Genomic DNA, 22867 nt, shown 5'->3' with positions numbered 1-22867 from the left:
AATTTGATGGGCTTTGACTTCACACAACCGAGTTATTCAGGAAATACGCCGATGAAAGAGATTTGCCAAGCTGTGACCTTAGAAGGCAACCATGTGCGATTAGAGTTGCTGACTCATCAGCATGATGCGATTTATGCAGACATTATTGAACGAGATAAGCTGCATCACCTGTGGTATACCTCGGTACCTGAGCCGGAAAATGTGGCGAAAGATGTCGATGGTCGTTTAGCGCGTTTCGACCAGAAAGAGATGGTGCCATTTGCCATTATCGATAAGCGCACAGGCAGGGCGGTTGGAATGACCTCTTATATGCGGATCGACCAAAGCGTACGACGTGTTGAAATTGGGGCGACGTGGTATGGGGCCGAAGCGCAGCGTACTCCGATTAACACAGAAGCTAAGTATCTGTTATTAAAACATGCATTTGAAGAATTAGACTGTGTTGCGGTGGAGCTAAGAACGCACTTTTTAAATCATCAAAGCCGTAAAGCGATTGAGCGTTTAGGCGCAAAACTCGATGGAATTTTACGTAGCCATATGCTGACACGTACTGGCGAATTGCGAGATACCTGCATTTACAGCATTTTAAATCATGAATGGCCAGCAGTACGTCGCCATTTAGAGTGGCAGATGACAAAGCCTCGATAAGTCACAAAATAGCCCACATAATGTGGGCTATATAGTTAATGTTTAGCTAAATCAGTTGATTACAAATATTCGTGCATAGGTTTAGTCATATACACGTTATTTGGCATTTTTTCCGTAGTGGTATAACCCGCAGGGCTGTTGATTAGCGCAGGAATACGGTTAACCAAGTTTGCACAGGTTAATTCTACGGTTGCTGGATTATTCACTTCAATTGCTGTATCCGGCTCACCAATCAGCTGCCAACTGTTTTTGTCACACTCATCAGCGGTTAGAATTTTACCAATACATTCCGTTTCTAAGGTGACGCCTTCCGCTGTTTCAGTGATCACCAGCGCAGATAACCCTAAAACATCGCCTTTTTTCACCGTCATTTTTAAGGTATCAGAATAGATATCTTCTTTGGCAATTTGCGGTACGCAGCGCTGAGTTTGATTGGTAATAGTCAGCCCCAAGCGGCTACATAGCCACCCATTTTGCGTCCACATGTACGGTGGCGCATACTCGCCGCTCTCAATTTTCTCAGCGATAACTGCGTATGGCAGGTCGTTATAGTTACCAATTTGCTGATTGAACTCGTCGACGGTTAAGCCTGCACCGTGACCTTTCGCTAGTGCGATACCGTAATCTTCCACGTTATAGCAGCTAGACCCTTTGATTTTCACCAATTTATGCATAGAGCCAGCTAACGTGTCGATGAGCACACCCCAGAACATATCTGGGTAGCCACTACCGGCTAAGGTGCAGTTATTCGCTTTGGCTAAAGCATCCAATTTTTGTGTGATTTCAGGGGAGGAATTCCACGGATATAGCGCTTCCTCACCGGTTGAGATTGCATTGACACCATGGCGAGCAAATAGGGAGAAGGCATCTTCTAAGTCTGCCATTGTGCTGAGAGTCGCAATGATCCCAACATCAGGTTTTAAGGTTTCGAGTGCTTTATCGGCTTCATTAAGCGGCTGAATTTTTACGCCTGTGAGGGCTGTTCCTGCAATTTCGCCAATATCTTTACCGATCACGGCTGGATTGATATCAAAAGCCGCCACAACTTCAGCATCATGTTCTTGTAGGTAACGGATGAGAAATTTGCCCATCTTTCCACAACCATATTGAACTGCACGTACTTTTTTCATCATTGTTGTCCTGTTTCTATTTATCTTTAATTATCATGTTCTATCTAGAGTATAAAATTATTGTTTTATATCAATCAATTGAATAAATAATGCTTAATAAATGAGAATACGAAAACTCACTCTTTACCGCCAATTATTTACTATAGGATAGCTGTTCACGCAGGTTTGTTCGTCAATGATGTCCCAATAAAGAATGGAACCCTAGAATAAAATCCGATAATTAAGAGAGGAATAATAGTTTTTGATGATGCCATGGCATTGAATTATAGGGCGATACTATGCCTTGGATACAAATTCACCATATAGAATTGAAATACTAGACCTTCACCAAAACAGCACGTATAATCGCACCACTTTGGCCCCTTAGCTCAGTTGGTTAGAGCAGGCGACTCATAATCGCTTGGTCACTGGTTCAAGTCCAGTAGGGGCCACCAAATTTTAGCTGTTAAATCAGCACATTAAGCCACTTTGAAAGAAGTGGCTTTTTTGTATCTAAAATCTTGAAACCAAATTATCGCTTAACTAATTGTTTTTCCCGTGAATTCTTGAATTAATCGCTCCCCTTCATGTTTTTTACCATATCCCGCATCGATATTTAAATATCCTCCATCTTTAATCTGCATGAATTGGTTTCCCCATATGTTAGCCCGTTCATGGGCTTTATCGATGCCAAGTCGTGGGACGTTATCGGTAAAAGAATATTCGCGATCTACGAGCGATTAAGCGAGTAGAGCACCCAAAGAAATTTGAATGTCTGAAGAAATTGAGACAAATATAAAAAACTGATGATGATTCACGTGAAGGTTTAATGTATCAATTTGGGACTTTATATTTTCAGTTAAACGTGACTTGCTGTTTTAACCTCATTTTCTATCCAAATAGTATTTTTACTTAAACGCATCACTTATATTAGTAAATACTTATCTCTCATGTTCATTGCTATAAGCTTAATTTTTTGTATTCAGGAGGAAATAAAACACTGATTAGACAAAGAATGTGTTTTATACATATTGAATAATTATCATTAGATATAAAAAATGAGACTGTTCTCTTATTTTTAATCGAAAATCTATGTGTTAGCGAGTGGGGTTAAATTAAAAATAGGATTTTTCTTTATTGAAAATATAAATTTAAGATAAAAAATGGAAAAACTATTACGCTAAATATCGGTGATTTATTTATTTGTAACTATAATACACATTAAAAATGTAACTAATTGCAATAAAGTAATGTCCGATATATGTGAAAGAAATGTTGTTAAGTATGAATTCATGACACATTATTTGTAACTTATTGATTTTATTGGGTGCGAAATAATCGTAATATGAGTAAATGTATCAAAAAATAACTGCCTATTAAATCCATTGATTTTAATAGGTGATGGCGACTTTACAGCTTTTAGGTGTAATTATAGTATTTATGTGAACCAAAGCTCAAAAGGCGAAAAGATTTAATTACCATATACATAAATATATTAGTGGTTTTTACTTAAGTATATTTATCTATTCCTTGTCTCTGAAATTCAAGTTTATATTGTGATTAATGTTTAATTACAGAGGCTAATTTTATTTTTTTAAATTATTATTTGATTGAGGACGTACCTAATGAAATTCAATAAGACATTTATGGCTATCGCAGCAACAACATTAATTGGTTTTGGTGCAAATGCAGCGCCAGTTAATCACGGTAATGGTAAAGTAACATTTACTGGTAGCATTATTACTGCACCTTGTTCTATTGACCCATCTTCTGTTGATCAAACAGTAGATTTAGGTCAAGTAGGTGATGTTGTCTTAAAAAACGGCGGTACTTCAGATGGTCAGTCATCCCCAGTTATGTTTGATATTAAATTAATTGACTGCACTTTGGAAACGGAAGAAACCGTGAACATCACATTTTCAGGAGCGGCCGCTACAAATGATCCTAAATCACTATTAGCTATTACAGGTACAGCTGCGGGTGCAGGTATTCAAATCGTGGATAGCAACAATGCGCCAATCGTTTTAAATGAGCAAACTAAATCAATTCACAAATTACAAGGCACAACAAACACTTTGCAATTTGCGGCTTACATTAAAGGTTTAGGAAGCCAAGGTAAACCAGAAGCTCCAGTTGAAATTGTAGCAGGTGAGTTCCAAGCAGTAACAGATTTCGTATTGTCGTACAACTAATTTAAAAATTATTGTAACGGTAAGCTGAAGTAATGAGACTAATCATTACTTCAGCTTAGAATATTTATTAAAATTTAAGGGCATTGTAATGAAAAAATTCAATAATAAAATTATGTGTTCCGTGTTTTTAAATTTTAATAAAAAATAAAGTCATGAAAAAGCTTATCACGGCTTCTTTATTACTGTTGAATTCATTAGTTTCTTTTGCTGAAGAGGCGGTGGATTTCAATATTAATATATTGAATGCAGAAGATAGAGAAAATATTAACTTGGCCGTTTTTTCTCAGGATCTTTATATTGTTCCGGGTGTTTACCCCTTTAAGCTAAGCATAAATAATGCCTATATTCCTGAACAAAAAATTACCGTTGTGAGTTATGAGGATAAATCTCAAGCTTGTTTAACGGATGAAATTGTCGAGAAATTTGATTTAAACCAGAATGCAGAAAGTAAAGTGCACTGGAATGCTATTGATGGCTTAGAATGTTTAGATATAGCTAGTTTAGATGGCATGTCAGTGACACCCAATTTATCTACTGGAACATTAATTATTAATATTCCTAAAACGTACCAAGAATATTCTGCGAATGATTGGGAATCGGCTTCGCGCTGGGAAGATGGCATTAAAGGCATTATTTTTGATTATAATCTGACTTCACAATATAACCGCAGCTTAGGCAGCAACACTGCGAGTGATACCTTTTTCTTGTCAGGTTTAGGTGCCGTGGGAGCTAATTTTGATAGCTGGCGTTTACGGGGTTTTTGGCAAGGTTCATATAACCATACTCAAAATAGCCGAGCTGATGATACCCATGATATTAAATGGACCAATATCTATGCTTATCGAGCCATTCGCAGCTTAAAATCTAAATTAACGCTCGGTGAGGATTTTCTGCAAACTGATTTATTTGATAGCTTTAAGTTTGTAGGAGTTTCATTACGCTCTGACGACAATATGCTGCCACCAAGCTTACGTTCTTATGCGCCAGAGGTCACTGGTTTTGCAGAAACTAACGCTGTGGTTAAAATAAGCCAAGATGGTCGGGTGATTTATGAAAGTTTAGTCCCTGCCGGTCCGTTTAGAATTCAAAATTTAAATAGCGGCATTTCAGGTACATTACAAGTTAGAGTTGAAGAGAGTGATGGGCGTGTTTCTGAATTTGAAGTGGACGCGGGAAATATTCCATTTTTATCTCGCCCAGGCTCTGTACGTTATAAAGTGAGCGCGGGTAAACCCACGGATATGGATCGACATGTCATGGGCGATGTCTTTGCTCAAAGTGAAGTTTCATGGGGTATAAATAACGGCTGGTCAATTTTTGGTGGAGCACTTAATAGTAGTCGATTCAATTCTTTTGCTGCCGGTGTTGGGCGCGACTTATTTAAATTTGGTGCCATTTCATTTTCATTTAATCATTCAATTGCGGCACTGACTGACGGACCGACTTTAAAAGGTAAAGCATTTAAAGTTGATTATTATAAAAGCTTTGAAGGCAGTAATAGCCAACTGCAATTATCGGCGTATCGTTTTATGGATCGTGAGTTCATGACGATGAGTGATTTTCTCATCTATAATGACCAAAACAATATTACGTATGCGGGACACAATAAAGGTTTGTATTCAGCATCGATAAGTAAAAACTTTACGGATTGGCGTTCTTCCATAAATTTAAATTACACGCATCAAACATATTGGAATAGACCAAATAGTTATCGCTATAACATGACTTTCTCGAAGTATTTTGATACGAGCATGTTTCATAATGTCGGTCTGTCTATCAATATGTTTAATAGCAAAATGCAGGGTTATCAGGATAACGGAGTTTATGTCAGCCTTTCCGTTCCATTAGCATCAGGAACCTATGTCAATTATTCAACGTATAACGGAAAAAATGATAATACGAATAAAGTGACAATGAATAAACGCCTTGAAAATAAAGATAATCTATCACTGTCTGTGGGTAACAATCGACATAGCGGAATATTGAGTAGTTATTATAGCCATAAAGGCAATATGAATGACTTTAATACTAGTTATAACTATATGAGCAATAACTCAATGTCGCTGTCTGCCAATATTCAAGGTGGTGTGACGATGACGGGGTACGGTGTGAGTATGCATCCCGTTACATCAACAGGTGGAACGCGTGTATTTGTTGATATGAATGGCGTAGGTGATGTTCCGGTGAAATACAATGGCTCGCACTTACGCTCAAGCAGTTTTGGAAAAGTCGTTGTTCCAGATATTAACAGTTACTACAAGACCGATGTAGTTGTTGATATTAACAAGTTACCTAAAGATGTGGAAATTGCTGATTCAGTAACCCAAACCACATTAACTGAAGGTGCCATTGGTTATCGTAGCTTTGACGTTATTTCAGGAATAAAAATGATGGTAACGCTGAGATTACAAGATGGTAGTTATCCACCATTTGCTGCCGATATTAAAAATGATTCTGGGAAAACAACAGGAATTGTTGGGGATCAAGGTGAAGCTTATATTGGTGGAATCAGACCTGGCGAAGAAATGAAAGTATCATGGCAAGGTTCAGAATGTAAAATAACATTCCCACAAAATATCGAAGAGCATAATATTTATGACAAATTGCTCTTACCATGTAATTAATAAAAATCTTAAAAGAAGGCTAATGTTTATGATGAAAAAATTATCCGTATTATTACTTGGCTGCTTCGTTACGGCGAATGCTTATTCGGCAATTTCAATGGACAGAACGCGTATTATTTATAATGGTGATAGTAACTCTGTTTCATTAACGGTTAGTAATAAGAATACCCAGCTGCCTTATTTAGCTCAAGGTTGGTTTCAAGATGATAAAGGTGAAAAGTTAACGTCGTATTTTACTATTTTGCCGCCAATCCAAAGAATTAATGCAGGACAAACTAGCCAATTACGTATTGAAGCTTTACCCGACGTTGTGAAATTACCACAAGATAGAGAAAGTCAGTTCTTTTTTAATTTAAGAGAGATTCCACCTACCAGTAAAAAATCCAACGTATTACAAATTGCATTGCAAACTCGAGTGAAATTTTTCTATCGACCAGCCTCTTTAGTGGTTGATTCCACACAAATGAAAAATTCACCGTGGCAGAATAAATTAGTGTTAGTGAAAAAAGGCAGTGAGGTTTATGCGAAAAACCCAACGGCTTATTACGTGGTACTCAATAATATTAAAAAGAATGCAGCGGCTGAGAAAAATAAGGGGTTTGTGGCAACAGATATTGCTCCATTTTCCGAGCAAAAGATTGCTATTACCGCAGAGCAGTTAGGTTCATCACCTGTAATTAACTATATCAATGACTACGGCGGTCAGGTTGATTTACCGTTTGTGTGTTCTGCGACAGAGTGTCACGCAAAAGATGCCAAATAATCTCATAAGCAAATGATGGAAACGGGTAAATCTAATGTTTAAATTTAAGAGTTTGTTTTGTCTTAGTTTACTGTTTTTTTTATCGGTGAATGCATTTGCGGATGGGAAGTTTGTAACGGTCAGAGTGAATGTTTTATCCGGTGGATGCGTGTTGAATAATAACGAAGATATCTACGTTGATTTTGGTGATGACATTGTTATTGGACAAATTGACTCAGGCAAATACACCGAAACGGTTCCTTATGATCTGACGTGTGATTCTCAGTTTGACGAGCTGTACATTGCGTTTGAAGGCGTTAAAGGAGAAACCTCTAATAGCCTGAAAGTCGCGGATACACCGGGTTTGAATATCAAACTTTATATTGATAACAAGCCAATGAATATCGGTTCTCAATATGAGATTGATAACATCCAATATTTACCTTCTTTAACCGCAGAACTGGCACTGGCTAATGGGATAAGACCTATTGGGGGTGAGTTTTCTACTGCTGCAATACTAACTGTAGGATATCATTAAGGTATTATCTTATGAACAAACTCTTATTATCGGTTGTTTTATTCCTGACATATGTGAGTACCGCACAGGCTGTCAAAGTGAACTTCAGAGGAAACTTGATAGAGGGAACACCGTGTGTCATCAATAATAACCGTCCGATTGAAGTGGATTTTGGTGATGACTTAGTGGTTTCGTTAGTTCCGACGAAAGATGGTAAAAAATACATCGAAGATATCGATTTCGAATGGGAATGTGACAACATTTCATCGGGAACCGATGTGGTCTTTAGTTTTGAAGGCTCCCGCGCTTCCTTTGATAATGATTTGCTGAAGATCAATGAGCAAAAAGATATCGCGCTACAAATTTATTACGATTCAAAGACACTGAGAGTGAATGATGATTTTGTATATACCTATCGTTCTGACTCTCAAATTCCTGATTTAAAAGCAGCTTTAGTAAAAAATAGTTCAAGTACTGCCAATGTACAGCCGGGTGAGTTTACTGCCAGCGCGACATTAACGGTTGCATATCAATGAGGATTATTTTCTTTACTCTATTACTTTATTTCACTGGGAATGTGCTCGCAGATGAAGTGAACTTTTCTGGAGTACTGAGGCATGCAATCCCTTGCGTGGTAAATGGCGGCGAAGAGCTGGTGGTGCCATTTTACGAGGTCAATGATAAAGATCTTTACCGTCAAAGAGATATTACAGAAACTTTTGAAATTACACTTTCAGATTGCGAATTCTTACCTGATTTTTCATTTTCGATGGCATTCACGGGGGTCAGTAACTCGAAAATTAAAGGGTCATTACGGATTGATGGTGATCCCGGTGATCTTGGCTACGCTATTATGTTAACTAGCGATAAGGGAAATATGGATATTAATCGCCAGTATCCTATTACAGGAATGAACGGTAATAAATTTCCTCAAGTCATTCCGCTTAAAGCCTCTATTTTAGGTGAAGAAGACGCTATCAAAAATAAAAGCATTAAACTCGGGGAGTTTAGCGCTACAACGACATTTAATATCTATTACGAATAACTCGGCTGTTAAGGATATTATGAAAAGACTTATTCTTATCTGTTTATTAGTGGTCGCCCCTTTTCAATTCTCACGTGCTGAATTTGCGGCGCAAGGGGAATTACGCACAGACTATGGTGCTTGGATGGATACCACATATGTGCTGCGTGGGGATTTAGAACATGATAACCGTCCATTAGCGATACAAGCATCTGGTGCTTGTCCATGTAACATTTTTCTTGGCTCATGGGGGACATGGGAAGATGGTCAGTACGGCGCCGGAACTCAACATATTGTGAGCTTCGATACCCAGACGGTGAAATTAACGGAAAGAAGTTCTTGGGAAGAAAAACCAGTAACATTTAGTGAAGTCGCAAGAGCATTACAAAAAGATGGCGTATTGAATAAAAACATTCAAGGCCGCTGGCAATTTTACCCAAGACGCCCTGGTGTGGGTTATTGTTTCAATCTTGGAATTCACTACACTGGCGTGATGCAAAGAGAGCAAACGGCAAATAATCCCATTATTCTTTGCTCACCGTTAGACCCTGCGATCTCAAATTGTGATATTGAGGGTCCGGATTATATTGATCACGGAACATTGTCGAATAGTTCGATGAATGGTCATACGGTTAGCGAAAACTTTACTGTCAGTTGTACCAATCCTACCGATGTAAAAATTTCAGCAGTTGCCGGTTTAGATAATGATAATTTTATCTTTATGGCGGATGGACTGGAGTCAGAAATTAATGTTAATGGACGCCCATCCACAGTTCTTTCGGTCGATTCGTTCGTGAAGCAAACATTTAACGTCACCAGTACATTGAGAAAAACCAAAGATCTCACACCCAACGAATATTCGGGGATCTTTTTACTATCCGTAGAATTGCCTTAATTGACGAAGCATAAAATAAAATGGCAGGTTTTGAGTCAATTCATCGTGACTGAAACCTGCCATTTTTTGATCTGAACTTAGGTTATTTGTACGTAGAAGCGCGAGAATAGAGTCTCTATCACCAGAGGGCATTCGAGTGAAAAACGGAACACAATTACGGATCAAAGGCAAAGTTCAAGGGGTTGGATTCCGACCTTACGTCTGGCAGCTTGCTCATCAATATGCCTTGAATGGCGATGTCTGTAATGATGGCGAAGGTGTTCTGGTGCGCCTGTTAAATACCGCTGATATCGATTTATTTACCCAACTTTTATATCAACATTGTCCACCGCTTGCCCATATTGAATCTGTGCAATCCCAACCTTTTGAATGGGATGAAATTCCTGAAAAATTCACTATTCGTCACAGTGGTGCAGGGCGGATGGATACCCAAGTGATCCCTGATGCCGCAACCTGTAAGGCGTGTCGTGACGAATTATTTGACTCGACAAACCGCCGTTACCATTACCCATTTGCGAACTGTACGCATTGTGGACCCCGTTTTACGATTATTCGCCAAATGCCCTATGACCGCCCGAATACCTCTATGGCGGCATTTCCGTTGTGCCCTGAATGTCAAAAAGAGTATGAAAACCCTGTGGATCGTCGGTTTCATGCTCAACCCAATGCATGTACAACCTGTGGTCCTGAAATTCAGTTATGTGACAAAAATGGCAATATATTAGCCACTCATCATCAAGCGCTAGAGCAAACTGCAAGCCACTTGCTCAATGGAAAAATCGTTGCAATCAAAGGGCTTGGTGGATTTCATCTGGCTTGTGATGCAACCCATACTCACGTGATTGAGCGATTACGTCAGCGTAAGCACCGCCCAAGTAAACCTTTGGCGGTCATGGTTCCATCCATTGACTGGCTAAAAAAACAAGGAGTTACGCTAACTGAAGGGCTATGTGCTTTACTTGAAAGTGCTGCGGCGCCGATAGTGTTGATTCATAAATGGAAAAATAGCGTACTAAGTGAAAATATTGCGCCACATCTGCGAGAAATAGGCATTATGTTGCCGTCAAATCCATTGCAACATTTATTGATGGAACAGGTGAATAAACCGTTAGTCATGACGTCGGGAAATGCATCCGGTAAACCGCCAGTATTAACGGCACAAGCTGCTTTCCTTGATTTGGCAAACATCGCGGATCTGTGGTTGACTCATAACCGAGATATTGTTCAGCGAGCTGATGATTCCTTAGTGCGTTATCACGGAGTTCAGGCCGAAATGCTCCGTCGCGCACGCGGCTATGTGCCGGATGCCGTCGATTTACCTGCGGGATTTGAACATTCTCCTTCTATCTTGGCATTGGGTGCAGACTTAAAAAATACCTTTTGTCTGCTCAGAGATAAAAGCGCGGTTCTTAGTCAGCATTTAGGTGATTTGGACGATGTCGATATTTACCAACAATATCAGGAATCTATTGTACTTTTTGAATCCATCTACCGATTTAAACCAGAGTACATCGTGGGGGATATGCACCCTAATTACGTCAGCCACCGTTATGGCAAGGTGTTGAGTGAGCAGCTCCATATCCCGATGATTCAGGTGCAGCACCATCATGCTCATATTGCAGCCGCGATGATTGAACATGGTATTCCATTAGGCGATGAGAAAGTCATTGGTGTAGCGCTAGATGGATTGGGATTTGGTGATGATAATCGGTTATGGGGTGGTGAATGTTTACTGGTCGATTATCACTCTAGCTTACACCTTGGTGGGTTACCGCCAGTTGCCATGCCTGGCGGGGATTTAGCGTCTCGTCAGCCATGGCGAAATTTATTAGCTCATTTAGAAAAGTATCTACCTGATTGGCAAACTCAGCCCATTGCTTCAGTGCTAGTGCCTTTCCCTTATCCCGTATTACAAAAAGCGATTCTTCGAGGATTAAATAGTCCTACCGCCTCATCGGCAGGGAGGTTATTTGATGCTGTTGGAGCGGCGTTAGGAATTTGCCCGGAACAAACCAGCTGGGAGGGGGAGGCGGCTTGTCAACTCGAAGCCCTTGCATTAGAAAGTCGGATTCAACAGCATCCTGTCACGATGCCGCTGGTGGGGAATCAATTGGACTTACAGACTTTTTGGCGTGAATGGCTTGCGTATCATGCCCCAAGAGCAGAGCGTGCTCATGCTTTTCACCAAGCACTCGCTCAAGGATTTGCTGATTTGGCTATTCAACAAGCGAAGTTGCATTGTATTCAAAAAGTGGTGTTGTCTGGTGGTGTGTTCCATAACCAATTATTACGTCATTTATTAATCGAAAAATTACAGCCACTTGAGGTGCTCCATGCTCGTCAATTACCGATGGGGGATGGAGGATTAGCATTAGGACAAGTTGCGATAGCAGCGGCAATATTGAAAAAAAATAACTGAGAATAATAGTCAGATATTATTCAAGTTTATGAGATTTATATTAAGAAATAAATTTTACTTTATTTATTTTTGATATTAATTCTTATTTCATTTAATTGATATTAATTCTTATTTGTTTTTGTGGTAAAAGGAAATGGTCGAATTTAGAAGGTACTCGGAATTCGTTTAATTAATGCCTCTTTGAAATGATTCTATTTTAACATCATGAAATAGCGATGATTTGTTATTTTAATTAACATTTTAACTCCCATTTTTTTAAAGAAATTGAGACGAATATGAAAAGTTAAATAATCTTTTAACTCGACGCTGAATCGATTTTTCTATCATAAATTTAAAAAAGACCAAATTTCTTATTGGCTCTTGATGAAGATCAAGTGATTAAAAAGCGGTAGGAATAGGATCTCATTCATATTTACACACCAGGTAATGCCTAATAAGAAAGTTGCTTATTCGGTGTAATTGTTGAAGCGACCTTGAATACAAATAATACCTAAAACTCTATGCATATTTCTAATATGTGACGGATTTTATTTATTTTTTGGAACCGACGGTTGTAAAGAGAAATAGCCTAATAAATAGGCTCTAAGCCACTCATAATAGGAAATAGAAATGGCAGGAGATAACACTATTCATTCTCCCCATGGCATTAATCGCCGTGACTTTATGAAGTTATGTACAGCGCTTGCTGCGACAATGGGGTTAAGTGGAAAAGCCGCTGCTCAAATGGCAGATGCGGTTAGTGATCCAGAACGTCCGCCAGTCATTTGGATTGGTGCCCAAGAGTGTACAGGGTGTACAGAATCACTGTTGTGTGCAACTCACCCAACACTCGAAAACCTAATTCTCGATACCATTTCTCTCGAATACCACGAAGTCTTGTCTGCCGCATTCGGTGAACAAGTTGAAGAAAATAAACACAATGCGATTGAAAGATATAAAGGCAGATATGTTTTAGTCGTTGATGGCTCGATTCCACTCAAAGATGACGGTATTTACTGCATGGTTGCAGGTAAACCTATCGTTGAACATATTCGTCTGGCTGCTGAAGGTGCCGCGGCAATTATTGCTATCGGCTCTTGTGCATCTTGGGGGGGAGTTGCTGCTGCGGGGAGTAATCCTACCGGCGCGGTTGGTCTGAGCGAAGTCCTTAAAGACAAAACCATCATTAATATTCCTGGCTGCCCACCGAATCCACATAACTTCTTGGCGACTGTGGCGCATATCATCACCTTTAATCGCCCACCAGCATTGGATAGCAAAAATCGTCCAATGTTCGCATACGGTCGATTAATTCATGAACACTGTGAACGCCGTCCACACTTTGATGCGGGGCGCTTCGCAAAAGAGTTCGGTGATGCTGGTCACCGTGAAGGTTGGTGTTTATACCATTTGGGTTGTAAAGGACCGGAAACATACGGTAACTGTTCAACCTTACAATTTTGCGATGTCGGGGGGGTTTGGCCTGTCGCAATCGGTCACCCGTGCTACGGCTGTAATGAAGAAAACGTGGGTTTTCACAAAGGTATTCATCAATTAGCCAATGTGGAAAACCAAACACCACGTTCTGAAAAGCCAGATTTGAATAACAAAGAAGGTGGACAGGTTTCGGCAACCGCAGTGGGATTAATTGGTGGGGTAGTCGGCCTTGTGGCGGGTGTCAGTGTGATGGCTGTGCGTGAGTTAGGGCGCCAAAAGCGTCACAATGATAGCAACTCACGGGGAGAATAACCGTGGATAGACGAAATTTCCTTAAGCTCTCAGCTGGGGGAGCGTTGCTGGCAAGCACCACTTCACCAAGCTTGGCGGGAGCGGAAAATAGACCGCCAATTCCAAACGCATTAGGTATGTTGTATGACTCGACGCTGTGTGTCGGTTGTCAGGCGTGTGTGACCAAATGTCAGGATATCAATCATCCTGAACGCAATCCTGTGGGACCACAAACATGGTCAAACAATGACAAACTCACACCCTATACCAACAATGTCATCCAAGTATGGAGTGAGGGAACCGGTTTACATAAAGATCAGGAAAAAGACGGTTACGCTTACATTAAAAAGCAATGTATGCACTGTGTGGATCCGAACTGTGTGTCTGTTTGCCCAGTATCTGCATTAACCAAAGATCCGAAAACAGGCATCGTCCATTACGATCCCGATATCTGTACAGGTTGCCGTTATTGCATGGTGGGTTGTCCATTTAACATCCCTAAATATGCTTATGATGACAAATTTGGGGCGATCCATAAATGCGAACTGTGTAACCAAAAAGGTGTAGAACGCCTAGATAAAGGTGGTTTACCGGGTTGTGTTGAAGTGTGCCCAACGGGTGCAGTGATCTTCGGGACTCGTGAAGAGCTCCTCGCCGAAGCGAAAAAACGTTTATCGCTGAAAGTGGGCGAAGAGTATGGCTTCCCTCGCCAAACCGTTCATCACAATGACCCGAACGTGATGCCAGCTCCGAAATACCAGCAGCATATTTACGGTGAATTGGAAGGCGGTGGTACTCAGGTCATGGTGCTTTCTGGTGTGCCATATCAAAACCTTGGACTGCCAGAGTTAGATGAACTGGCAACCGGTGCGCGTTCTGAAAATGTTCAGCACACCTTGTACAAAGGTATGGTTCTGCCTCTCGCTGCATTAGCGGGGCTCAGTTTCTTAGTGTATCGCAATACCAAGAAGCAGGATCATCATGATTCTCATGACGACAAATCCCATGACGAGCAATCTCATGACGATCAGTCTCATAAGAACTCGGTTCATAAGGATAAGGGAGACGACTCTAATGGCGACGCATGATAAAGAACAGCCGCTAGGCGGGCGTTTAGTCAGTTGGCCAGTGATTGTCTTCGGACCCTTTGTCATCCTGTGCCTGATCTTGATTGTAAAACGTTTAGTGTTCGGTTTGGGGTCAGTTTCTGACCTGAACGGTGGGTTCCCATGGGGGATCTGGATTGCTTTCGACTTACTGATTGGTACCGGTTTTGCCTGTGGTGGATGGGCATTAGCGTGGGCGGTATACGTATTTAACCGTGGTGAATATCACCCATTAGTACGTCCTGCGCTACTTGCTAGCTTATTTGGTTACTCCCTCGGGGGATTATCCATCACCATCGACGTGGGTCGTTACTGGAACCTGCCTTACTTCTATATTCCAGGGTACTTTAATACCAACTCCGTGCTGTTTGAAACTGCGGTGTGTATGACTATCTACATCGGTGTGATGGCACTGGAATTTGCACCTGCAATTTGTGAGCGCTTCAATTGGAAAGTGTCATTAAAACGCTTGAATAAAGTGATGTTTTTCATCATTGCCTTGGGAGCATTGCTACCAATGATGCACCAATCATCGATGGGTTCGCTCATGATTGCGGCGGGGCACAAGGTGCACCCTATCTGGCAAAGCTATGAAATGTTGCCGCTATTATCGCTATTGACGGCCTTTATTATGGGCTTCTCGATTGTGATTTTTGAAGGCTCATTACTTCAGTCTGCGCTAAAAGGGCAAGGGGCAGATGAACGACCACTGTTTGTTAAGCTAACCAATATCCTTCAAGTGTTCTTAGTGCTGTTTTTGGTTTGCCGCTTCGGTGAACTGATTTACCGCGGCAAGATGCACTATGTAATGGCGTTAGATTTCTACGCCATGATGTTCTGGATTGAGACTGCGTTAATGGTCATCCCGTTGATCATTTTCCGCATGCCATCTTTACGTACTGACTCAAGATGGTTGTATCTCAGTGGATTAAGCATGTTGCTAGGTTCTGCGCTGTGGCGTATGAGCTATTCACTGATTGCGTTCAATCCTGGCGGTGGATATGACTATTTCCCAACCGCAGAAGAGATCTTAATTTCTATTGGTTTTGTGGCCATTGAGGTGTGTGCATACATCTTGCTAGTTCGCCTATTACCAATTATTCCAGCGTTAAAAAAATCTAATTCAAGTCCTTCTCAGGCCCGAGGTAAAGCATGAGCCAACGTATAACAATCGACCCGGTAACTCGTATCGAAGGTCACTTACGCATTGATTGCGAAATCGAAGATGGAAAAGTCACAAAAGCGTGGGCATCCGGCACCATGTGGCGTGGTATGGAAGAAATCGTTAAAGGGAAAGATGCTCGTGATGCGTGGATGATCATGCAGCGTATTTGTGGGGTATGTACGACGGTTCACGGAATTATTTCTGTCCGTACAATTGAAAGCGCACTTAATCTTGAAGTGCCTGTGAACGCGCAATATATCCGTAATATGATTTTGGCGGCACATACCATCCAAGACCATATTGTGCATTTCTATCAACTGTCTGCGCTAGATTGGGTCGATATTACCTCCGCATTAAATGCAGACCCGACGAAAGCGGCAAATATGCTGAAAGGGGTCTCTACATGGTCGTTAAATAGCCCAGAAGAGTTCACCCGCGTTCAGAACAAAATTAAAGATTTAGTGGCAAGTGGTCAGCTAGGTATTTTTGCTAATGGTTATTGGGGGCACCCAGCGATGAAACTGTCGCCTGAAGTGAACTTAATTGCTGTGGCTCACTACCTACAAGCACTGGAATGCCAACGTGATGCCAACCGTATTGTTGCATTACTTGGTGGTAAAACGCCACACATTCAAAACCTTGCAGTAGGTGGTGTTGCTAACCCTATTAACCTTGATGGTTTAGGTGTGCTTAACCTTGAACGCTTAATGTATGTGAAATCCTTTATTGATCGTTTAGGGGATTTCATTGAGCAAGTGTACAAAATTGATGCGGCGGTGATTGCTTCAGGTTATCCAGAATGGTTGGAAATGGGTAAAGGTGCGAAGCACTATATGTGCGTGCCTGAAATGCCAATGGATAACAAAAATGGCAGTTTCTTGCTACCGGGTGGTTATTTGGAAAATGGGGATTTCAGTACTTATCGCCCAATTACTAGCCATACGGATGAATACCTGATTAACGGTATCAAAGAAAGCAGTAAACACGCATGGTACAAAGATAATGAGCCTCAAGCACCTTGGGAAGGTACCACAATTCCTGACTACACTGGCTGGGATGATGACGGTAAATATTCTTGGGTTAAGGCTCCAACTTTCTACGATAAAACCGTCGAAGTGGGACCATTAGCTGACTTGCTGTGTAAATTAGCCGCGAAACATGAGCCAACTGAAAAACACTTTAATGATGTTGTCGGTCTGTATCAAACCTTAACAGGTAATACGATCACCAAAGATCAGCTCGAATCAACACTCGGACGCATTATCGGTCGTACTGTTCGTTGCTGTGTGCTAAATGAGACCTTGTCTATTCAATGGCAAGCACTGGTAGATAATATTGCTAAAGGCGACCACACAACCTTTATCAAGCCAAATTTCCCACAAGATACCGTGATTAAAGGGGTCGGTTTTGGTGAAGTTCCTCGTGGTCTGTTATCTCACTGGGTGGTTGTGAAAGACGGTAAAATCGAAAACTATCAAGCTGTTGTACCATCAACTTGGAACTCTGGTCCGCGTAATTTCAATGATGAACCGGGTCCATATGAACAAGCGTTGGTAGGCACAACCGTTGCCGATCCATCCAAACCATTAGAAGTGGTCAGAACTATCCACTCCTTCGACCCATGCATGTCATGTGCTGTGCATATCGTTGATACCGAAGGCTCTGAAGTCACTAAGGTGAAGGTGCTCTAATGCGTATATTAGTCTTAGGTGTTGGTAATATTCTGTTGAGTGATGAAGGTATTGGGGTGCGAATTGTTGAAGCGCTCGAAGATCGTTATCACTTACCTGAATGTGTTGAGGTATTAGATGGCGGTACAGCGGGCATGGAGCTCATTGGCGCCATGGCAGACCGTGACCATCTGATTATTGCGGATGTCGTGCTGTCGAGTCAGCAGCCTGGCAGCATTTTGGTACTACGCGATGCGGAAGTGCCCGCGTTGTTTACCCGTAAAATCTCACCCCATCAGTTAGGGCTTTCCGATGTGCTATCGGCACTGCATCTAACCGATGAATTTCCGAAGCGGTTGACGCTAGTGGGGATTGTACCTGAATCCTTAGAACCTCATATCGGTTTAACGGCAACAGGGCAAGCTGCGTTAGAGCCTGCGCTGCAAAAAGTGATTGAAGTTCTGCGCAGTGAAGGGTTAGAGATTACTGAAAAAGAAGAGTGTCTCCATGCCTAATGAATCCATGCCAAAAGAGATCCAAGGTTACTCACAAAATCCGCAGCCTTTAGTTCAGGCTGCTTTTGAACGAGTTGCTGAGCAGTCGATGCATGATTTGTCTTTTTTGCATCCGACGATGGGTATCTATGCCAGTTCATTCTCGTTGTTTGAAAACCAGTGGGTTGGGGCGGTGATCACGCCTTGGATGTTGAGTGCGATTATTCTTCCGGGTCCTGACCAGTATTGGGAGTACCGTGCTGTCGGTGAGAAGCTAGGTTTGATCCTCCCTTATGGTGAAATGACTTACACCGTTGGGGAGCTGGAAGGGCTAACGCAATATTTAGCGTGTTCCTTAATGTCACCATTAGACAGAAAGCTGACTGCAATACAGGGTCAGCATCTGACGGATGATTGTGCTCGGATGTTGCTCTCTCTACCTGTGACGGACCCTAATGTCCCTAAATCACCGGAGCGTCGCGCAGTCTTCGCTCGTTATTTGGGAGACCAATAATGCATGAAGTCTCTTTGTGCCAAAGTGCTGTTGAGATTATTGAGCAGCAAGCAAGACAGCATCAGGTCAAGAAGGTGACAGGCGTTTGGTTGGAAATTGGTGCACTCTCTTGTATTGAAGAGAGTGCATTGCGTTTTTGTTTTGATATCGCGTGCCGCGGTACCGTGGCACACGGTAGTCAGTTACATATCCTCTATCGTCCTGCTCAAGCATGGTGTTGGGATTGTAGTGAAAGTGTTGATGTCCACACTCACGATGCCGCTTGTCCTAAATGCCACGGTTTTAACCTCAAAGTTGAAAACGGTGACAGTCTGCGAATCAAAGAATTAGAAATCGAATAGATTTTTGATCTAAGAATCTTTTGTGTGATTTAGATAGGAAATTGTGAATTGACCTTGCGGTGAATCAACCTATTTTTTTGATGTTGCACTAAGCTAACTTCATCACTCACTTATGGAGTAATCATTATGTGTAGTACTTGCGGCTGTGCTTCGGGAGAGCGCAGAATTGAAGGTGATGAACACGAACATCACCATGATCATGAACATCATCATCCACATTCTCATGATCATCACCACCATGACCACCATTCGCATCAGCATGATGATCATCATCACGAACATGACCATCATCACCATGAGCATGACCACGATCATGCGGCGCAACACAGTGGCAAAACGGTGATTATCCATCACCATTATTATCATCAAGGTGATGTGAATCATTACTATCAATCAGAACCCGAAACTTGCGGCGTGAAGATTGAAAAACATAAGCATAAACATAAACATAAGCATAAACATGAGCACGAGCACCCGCATGCTCATGAACATAGTCATGAAACAGAATCTTCTTTTGCCCCCGCAGGTGACCACCATGACCTAGACTATGGTCAAGGTGAAGCGGGAACCCATGCGCCGGGCATCAGCCAAAAACGCATGTTACAAATTGAGATGGATGTTTTGGATAAAAACAACCATCTAGCTGAGCATAATCGCGAAGATTTTGCAGCGAAAAATATTCTCGCGTTGAATCTGGTTTCTAGCCCAGGTTCCGGTAAAACCACTTTACTGACGGAAACACTTTTACGCTTACGTGACAAACTCAACTGTGCAGTGATTGAAGGCGATCAGCAAACCACGAACGATGCTCAGCGTATTCGTGAAACGGGCGTCCCTGCGATTCAGGTGAACACCGGTAAAGGTTGTCACTTAGATGCACAAATGGTGCATGATGCAGTAGACCGTTTAGGCTTAGATGACAATAGCTTACTGTTCATCGAAAACGTGGGTAATTTAGTTTGCCCTGCGAGCTTTGATCTCGGTGAGCGCCATAAAGTTGCGGTATTGTCTGTCACTGAAGGTGAAGACAAACCATTGAAATACCCACATATGTTTGCCGCATCAGACATTATGATCCTGAACAAAATCGATTTATTACCGTATCTGCATTTTGATGTTGAAGCGTGTATCGCTAATGCAAAACGAGTGAATCCGAATATCCAAGTGATAAAAGTCTCTGCCACCAGTGGTGAAGGAATGGAAGCTTGGCTTGCGTGGCTGGAGACTCAGCTATGTGCTTAGGAATACCGGGTAAAATCGTCGCGGTGGGCGAAGATGTCCACCAATTGGCGCAAGTTGATGTTTGTGGCGTAAAACGCGATGTCAATATTGGGTTGATTTGCGAAGGTGACACCGCGGATTTATTAGGTCAATGGGTCTTAGTGCACGTTGGCTTCGCGATGAGTGTGATTAACGAAGAAGAAGCTCAAGCTACCCTTGATGCACTAATGGCGATGAGCCAATTAGATCATGAAGTGGGTGATTTTACTGGGTTAAATTCGGGAGCAACAGATGCAGTACGTCGATGAGTTTCGCGACCCTGCCTTGGCAAAAGCACTATTGGCGCATATCCGCAAGCGCATTGCGGATATCCCAAGAGCCAAGCAGCGCCCATTGCAGCTAATGGAAGTGTGTGGTGGACACACCCATGCGATTTTCAAGTTTGGTATTGACCAGCTTCTTCCTCCTGAAATTGAATTTGTACATGGACCCGGTTGCCCTGTCTGTGTGTTACCAATGGGACGAATTGATGGCTGCATTGAAATTGCAGAACGTCCAGAGGTCATTTTTTGTACTTATGGTGATGCCATGCGAGTGCCGGGCAAAAATGGTTCACTGCTTGATGCCAAACGCCGTGGTGCAGATGTGCGGATCGTCTATTCGCCATTAGATGCATTAAATCTTGCTCAGCAAAATCCTGAGCGTGAAGTCGTATTCTTTGGGTTGGGTTTTGAAACCACCATGCCAAGCACTGCGCTAACATTGCAGCAAGCGCGCTTGCGCCAAGTGAAAAATTTTTCCGTATTTTGCCAACATATCACCATTATCCCAACGCTTCGTAGCTTACTTGAACAGCCTGATGTGCGAATAGATGGTTTCCTTGCGCCGGGGCACGTCAGCATGGTGATAGGGTCTCATCCTTACCAATTTATTACTCAAGAATTCCATAAACCGTTAGTTGTAACGGGCTTTGAACCTCTCGATATTTTGCAATCTCTTGCCATGCTGGTGGATCAAATTGCAGAGGGGCGTTGTGAGGTAGAAAATCAATACAAACGTATTGTGGCGGATGAAGGCAATCGACTGGCTTTGAAAGCCTTAGATGAGGTTTTTGAGTTGAAAGCCTCCAGCGAATGGCGTGGACTAGGCGAAATTGCTGGTTCTGGTGTTCAATTAACGCCTGATTATCAAATATTCGATGCTGAGCTGCGTTTTAATATTCAGCCTCATCAAGTGTCGGATGACCCTCAAGCGCGTTGTGGTGACGTGCTAACGGGGCGCTGTAAACCGAATGAATGCCCACTGTTTGGGCAACGTTGTACACCACAAACTGCATTTGGCGCACTGATGGTCTCTTCTGAAGGTGCATGCGCTGCGTATTACCAATATCGTCGGGAGGCGTAAAATGAGCTCAGATACTAAAAATGTGGTCACTATGGCTCATGGTAGCGGTGGTTTAGCGATGCAGCAGCTGATTGAAGAGCTGTTTTTACAGGCGTTCGCTAACCAAGCACTCGATGAACGTGAAGATCAAGCTCGTCTCTCTCTTGCCGAAATGACCGCGTTAGGTGACCGCTTAGCGTTTAGTACCGATAGTTATGTGATTGACCCCGTCTTTTTCCCTGGTGGCAATATTGGGAAACTTGCTGTGTGTGGCACTGTGAATGATGTAGCTGTCAGTGGTGCTGTACCCAAATACCTCTCTTGCGGTTTTATTTTAGAAGAAGGTTTACCTCTCTCAGAATTGCAAATCATCGTTGAGTCGATGGCTGCAACCGCTAAAGCGGCAGGTGTACAGATCGTGACTGGAGATACCAAAGTCGTACAGCGCGGCGCAGCAGATAAAATTTTTATCAATACCGCAGGCATTGGGGTGATACCAACAGAAATACACTGGGGTGCACAGCAAATTGAAGTGGGCGACAAAGTGATTGTCAGCGGAACGTTGGGAGACCACGGAGCAACCATTCTGAATTTGCGTGAACAGTTAGGTTTGGAAGGTCAACTCAGTAGTGATTGTGCGGTTTTGACACCCATTATTGAACCGCTACGTCATATTGATGGCGTACGTGCATTACGTGATGCAACCCGTGGTGGTGTGAATGCGATTTTGCATGAATTTGCCGAAGCGAGTGGCTGTGGTATTTCCATCAATGAAGATGATTTACCTGTCTCTTCAGCGGTTCGTGGTGTGTGTGAATTATTAGGTTTAGAACCACTTAATTTTGCAAATGAGGGCAAGTTGGTGATTGTGGTGAAGCCTGAGGCTGAACAGCAAGTTTTAGCCGCGTTACATCAACATCCATTAGGTATTCATGCAAAAACTATTGGCAGTGTGACTGAAAACAAGCAGGTCAAGCTAGTCGGCATTTTCGGTGCTTCTCGCCTGCTAGACTTGCCACATAGTGAGCCATTACCTCGAATTTGTTAGTTGTTGGTATCCTAAAGCCATACCCAAAAATAAGAATCACTGATTAGA

The 22867-nt window shown here is 42.1% G+C and carries 21 protein-coding genes and 1 tRNA gene; 21 read left to right on the top strand and 1 reads right to left on the bottom strand.

Annotated elements, in window-relative coordinates; translation table 11 throughout:
- Window positions 1-51: 51 nt before the first annotated feature.
- Entirely contained in the window at window positions 52-648 is a 597-nt protein-coding gene (locus PR766_RS07140) for a GNAT family N-acetyltransferase (RefSeq protein WP_006662929.1), read from the top strand.
- A gap of 59 nt (window positions 649-707) precedes the next feature.
- Here the strand turns inward: PR766_RS07140 and PR766_RS07135 are convergent, their stop codons facing one another.
- Window positions 708-1781: an NAD(P)H-dependent amine dehydrogenase family protein gene (locus tag PR766_RS07135; protein ID WP_006659149.1), complete on the bottom strand. Its 1074-nt coding sequence runs from the start codon at window positions 1779-1781 to the stop codon at window positions 708-710.
- Between the two features lie 354 nt (window positions 1782-2135).
- Here PR766_RS07135 and PR766_RS07130 point away from each other — a divergent pair.
- From PR766_RS07130 to hypE, 20 genes are all read left to right on the top strand, one after another.
- Window positions 2136-2212, top strand: a tRNA-Ile gene (locus PR766_RS07130).
- Between the two features lie 1170 nt (window positions 2213-3382).
- The gene (locus PR766_RS07120) at window positions 3383-3949 is read left to right on the top strand and encodes a fimbrial protein (protein WP_006659150.1); all 567 of its coding nucleotides are present in this window, start codon (window positions 3383-3385) and stop codon (window positions 3947-3949) included.
- A gap of 152 nt (window positions 3950-4101) precedes the next feature.
- Window positions 4102-6573 carry a fimbria/pilus outer membrane usher protein gene (locus tag PR766_RS07115; protein WP_154636113.1) on the top strand — a complete coding sequence of 824 codons (2472 nt, stop codon included), beginning with the start codon at window positions 4102-4104 and terminating at the stop codon, window positions 6571-6573.
- Window positions 6574-6595: 22 nt separating this feature from the next.
- The gene (locus PR766_RS07110; RefSeq protein ID WP_006662931.1) at window positions 6596-7336 is read left to right on the top strand and encodes a fimbria/pilus periplasmic chaperone; all 741 of its coding nucleotides are present in this window, start codon (window positions 6596-6598) and stop codon (window positions 7334-7336) included.
- 34 nt (window positions 7337-7370) lie between these two features.
- Entirely contained in the window at window positions 7371-7853 is a 483-nt protein-coding gene (locus PR766_RS07105; protein ID WP_154636114.1) for a fimbrial protein, read from the top strand.
- A gap of 11 nt (window positions 7854-7864) precedes the next feature.
- Complete coding sequence (locus PR766_RS07100; RefSeq protein ID WP_006662933.1) at window positions 7865-8368, top strand: fimbrial protein; 504 nt, start codon at window positions 7865-7867, stop codon at window positions 8366-8368.
- On the top strand, window positions 8365-8877 hold the full coding sequence (locus PR766_RS07095) for a fimbrial protein (protein WP_006659155.1): 513 nt from the start codon (window positions 8365-8367) through the stop codon (window positions 8875-8877). Before PR766_RS07100 ends, PR766_RS07095 begins: the two co-directional genes overlap by 4 nt.
- A 19-nt stretch (window positions 8878-8896) precedes the next feature.
- The gene (locus PR766_RS07090) at window positions 8897-9751 is read left to right on the top strand and encodes an MrpH family fimbial adhesin (protein WP_006659156.1); all 855 of its coding nucleotides are present in this window, start codon (window positions 8897-8899) and stop codon (window positions 9749-9751) included.
- Between the two features lie 136 nt (window positions 9752-9887).
- A complete protein-coding gene (gene hypF, locus PR766_RS07085) occupies window positions 9888-12170 on the top strand; it encodes a carbamoyltransferase HypF (RefSeq protein WP_230086776.1) in 2283 nt (760 codons plus the stop codon).
- A gap of 609 nt (window positions 12171-12779) precedes the next feature.
- A complete protein-coding gene (hybO, locus tag PR766_RS07080; protein WP_006662936.1) occupies window positions 12780-13898 on the top strand; it encodes a hydrogenase 2 small subunit in 1119 nt (372 codons plus the stop codon).
- Window positions 13899-13900: 2 nt separating this feature from the next.
- The gene (gene hybA / locus PR766_RS07075; RefSeq protein ID WP_006659160.1) at window positions 13901-14965 is read left to right on the top strand and encodes a hydrogenase 2 operon protein HybA; all 1065 of its coding nucleotides are present in this window, start codon (window positions 13901-13903) and stop codon (window positions 14963-14965) included.
- Complete coding sequence (gene hybB, locus PR766_RS07070) at window positions 14952-16139, top strand: Ni/Fe-hydrogenase cytochrome b subunit (RefSeq protein WP_006659161.1); 1188 nt, start codon at window positions 14952-14954, stop codon at window positions 16137-16139. The genes hybA and hybB overlap by 14 nt, the downstream gene beginning before the upstream one ends.
- Complete coding sequence (gene hybC / locus PR766_RS07065; protein ID WP_006659162.1) at window positions 16136-17839, top strand: hydrogenase 2 large subunit; 1704 nt, start codon at window positions 16136-16138, stop codon at window positions 17837-17839. Before hybB ends, hybC begins: the two co-directional genes overlap by 4 nt.
- A complete protein-coding gene (locus tag PR766_RS07060; protein ID WP_006659163.1) occupies window positions 17839-18333 on the top strand; it encodes a HyaD/HybD family hydrogenase maturation endopeptidase in 495 nt (164 codons plus the stop codon). The genes hybC and PR766_RS07060 overlap by 1 nt, the downstream gene beginning before the upstream one ends.
- Window positions 18334-18340: 7 nt before the next feature.
- Complete coding sequence (hybE, locus tag PR766_RS07055; protein ID WP_154636132.1) at window positions 18341-18826, top strand: hydrogenase-2 assembly chaperone; 486 nt, start codon at window positions 18341-18343, stop codon at window positions 18824-18826.
- Window positions 18826-19167: a hydrogenase maturation nickel metallochaperone HypA gene (hypA, locus tag PR766_RS07050; RefSeq protein ID WP_006659165.1), complete on the top strand. Its 342-nt coding sequence runs from the start codon at window positions 18826-18828 to the stop codon at window positions 19165-19167. The genes hybE and hypA overlap by 1 nt, the downstream gene beginning before the upstream one ends.
- 126 nt (window positions 19168-19293) lie before the next feature.
- Window positions 19294-20409, top strand: a complete 1116-nt coding sequence (gene hypB / locus PR766_RS07045) for a hydrogenase nickel incorporation protein HypB (RefSeq protein ID WP_036962821.1) — start codon at window positions 19294-19296, stop codon at window positions 20407-20409.
- Window positions 20400-20696 carry a hydrogenase maturation factor HybG gene (hybG, locus tag PR766_RS07040; protein WP_006659168.1) on the top strand — a complete coding sequence of 99 codons (297 nt, stop codon included), beginning with the start codon at window positions 20400-20402 and terminating at the stop codon, window positions 20694-20696. The genes hypB and hybG overlap by 10 nt, the downstream gene beginning before the upstream one ends.
- Window positions 20680-21792: a hydrogenase formation protein HypD gene (gene hypD, locus PR766_RS07035; RefSeq protein ID WP_006662940.1), complete on the top strand. Its 1113-nt coding sequence runs from the start codon at window positions 20680-20682 to the stop codon at window positions 21790-21792. Before hybG ends, hypD begins: the two co-directional genes overlap by 17 nt.
- 1 nt (window position 21793) lies before the next feature.
- Window positions 21794-22819 (top strand): hydrogenase expression/formation protein HypE, encoded by a 1026-nt coding sequence (hypE, locus tag PR766_RS07030; RefSeq protein ID WP_071524965.1) that lies wholly within the window; start codon window positions 21794-21796, stop codon window positions 22817-22819.
- Window positions 22820-22867 lie beyond the last annotated feature (48 nt).

This window comes from Providencia sp. PROV208 (genome assembly GCF_028479465.1).
GTDB classification, from domain to species: domain Bacteria; phylum Pseudomonadota; class Gammaproteobacteria; order Enterobacterales; family Enterobacteriaceae; genus Providencia; species Providencia alcalifaciens.
Note: the sequence above shows the minus strand (reverse complement) of the source record. Positions and strands in the feature narration are given on the sequence as shown.

Excerpts from the sequence above, each read along its gene's own strand:
- PR766_RS07140 (WP_006662929.1), top strand. The coding sequence starts at position 52 with ATGAAAGAGATTTGCCAAGCTGTGACCTTAGAAGGCAACCATGTGCGA.
- PR766_RS07135 (WP_006659149.1), bottom strand. The coding sequence starts at position 1,781 with ATGATGAAAAAAGTACGTGCAGTTCAATATGGTTGTGGAAAGATGGGC.
- PR766_RS07120 (WP_006659150.1), top strand. The coding sequence starts at position 3,383 with ATGAAATTCAATAAGACATTTATGGCTATCGCAGCAACAACATTAATT.
- PR766_RS07115 (WP_154636113.1), top strand. The coding sequence starts at position 4,102 with ATGAAAAAGCTTATCACGGCTTCTTTATTACTGTTGAATTCATTAGTT.
- PR766_RS07110 (WP_006662931.1), top strand. The coding sequence starts at position 6,596 with ATGTTTATGATGAAAAAATTATCCGTATTATTACTTGGCTGCTTCGTT.
- PR766_RS07105 (WP_154636114.1), top strand. The coding sequence starts at position 7,371 with ATGTTTAAATTTAAGAGTTTGTTTTGTCTTAGTTTACTGTTTTTTTTA.
- PR766_RS07100 (WP_006662933.1), top strand. The coding sequence starts at position 7,865 with ATGAACAAACTCTTATTATCGGTTGTTTTATTCCTGACATATGTGAGT.
- PR766_RS07095 (WP_006659155.1), top strand. The coding sequence starts at position 8,365 with ATGAGGATTATTTTCTTTACTCTATTACTTTATTTCACTGGGAATGTG.
- PR766_RS07090 (WP_006659156.1), top strand. The coding sequence starts at position 8,897 with ATGAAAAGACTTATTCTTATCTGTTTATTAGTGGTCGCCCCTTTTCAA.
- hybO (WP_006662936.1), top strand. The coding sequence starts at position 12,780 with ATGGCAGGAGATAACACTATTCATTCTCCCCATGGCATTAATCGCCGT.
- hybB (WP_006659161.1), top strand. The coding sequence starts at position 14,952 with ATGGCGACGCATGATAAAGAACAGCCGCTAGGCGGGCGTTTAGTCAGT.
- hybC (WP_006659162.1), top strand. The coding sequence starts at position 16,136 with ATGAGCCAACGTATAACAATCGACCCGGTAACTCGTATCGAAGGTCAC.
- PR766_RS07060 (WP_006659163.1), top strand. The coding sequence starts at position 17,839 with ATGCGTATATTAGTCTTAGGTGTTGGTAATATTCTGTTGAGTGATGAA.
- hybE (WP_154636132.1), top strand. The coding sequence starts at position 18,341 with ATGCCAAAAGAGATCCAAGGTTACTCACAAAATCCGCAGCCTTTAGTT.
- hypA (WP_006659165.1), top strand. The coding sequence starts at position 18,826 with ATGCATGAAGTCTCTTTGTGCCAAAGTGCTGTTGAGATTATTGAGCAG.
- hypB (WP_036962821.1), top strand. The coding sequence starts at position 19,294 with ATGTGTAGTACTTGCGGCTGTGCTTCGGGAGAGCGCAGAATTGAAGGT.
- hybG (WP_006659168.1), top strand. The coding sequence starts at position 20,400 with ATGTGCTTAGGAATACCGGGTAAAATCGTCGCGGTGGGCGAAGATGTC.
- hypD (WP_006662940.1), top strand. The coding sequence starts at position 20,680 with ATGCAGTACGTCGATGAGTTTCGCGACCCTGCCTTGGCAAAAGCACTA.
- hypE (WP_071524965.1), top strand. The coding sequence starts at position 21,794 with ATGAGCTCAGATACTAAAAATGTGGTCACTATGGCTCATGGTAGCGGT.